This window comes from Psychrobacter sp. 1U2 (assembly GCF_051847575.1).
On sequence record NZ_JBPYDC010001021.1, the window covers coordinates 1 to 738 of the forward strand.

Consider the following 738-nt stretch of genomic DNA (forward strand, 5'->3'; position numbering starts at 1 on the left):
ACAAGAGCTCATAAAGTAACGAGACCATATAAAGGATTATTATGACTGTTAAATCATTGGCCATTATCGGCACTGGCGTTATGGGCATGGGCATTGCGCAAATCGCTGCCCAAGCTGGCATTCAAGTGCTTTTATTTGATGCCAAAGCGGGCGCCGCTGCACAAGGGCGTCAATCCCTACAAACCACACTCGAAAAATTAGCGGCCAAAGGCAAATTTACCGATGAGCAGCTGCAGTCTACTTTATCGAATCTAACAGTGATTGAAGAGATAGCTAAAATCGCCGAGGTAGATGTCGTTATTGAAGCCATTATTGAGAATTTAGAAATAAAACAACAGCTTTTTAAACAGTTAGAAAGCATCGTCCCTGCCGAGACGATTTTGGCAACCAATACTTCATCGCTAGCGGTGACCGCGATTGCTTCTAATTGTCAGCACCCAGAGCGCGTAGCAGGATTTCATTTCTTTAATCCAGTGCCGCTCATGAAAATCGTTGAAGTGATTCCGGGACTCTCTACCAAATCTTCAGTGGTAGAGACGCTTACGGATTTAGCCAAACGCATGGGACATTTAGGGGTGGTGGCAAAGGATACCCCAGGTTTTATTGTCAATCATGGTGGCAGAGCTTATGGCACAGAAGCTTTAAAAATATTAGGCGAGGGAATCGCTAGCTTTGAGGATATCGATCGTATTTTACGTGAAGGCGCTGGCTTTCGGATGGGACCCTTTGAGCTGCTTG

1 protein-coding gene is annotated in these 738 nt (G+C 45.3%); it reads left to right on the top strand.

What is annotated here, in order from left to right; genetic code table 11:
• Nucleotides 1-41: 41 nt before the first annotated feature.
• Nucleotides 42-738 (top strand): 3-hydroxyacyl-CoA dehydrogenase NAD-binding domain-containing protein (locus tag ACS8FD_RS20140; protein WP_439277171.1); only part of this gene is annotated, 697 nt, incomplete at its 3' end.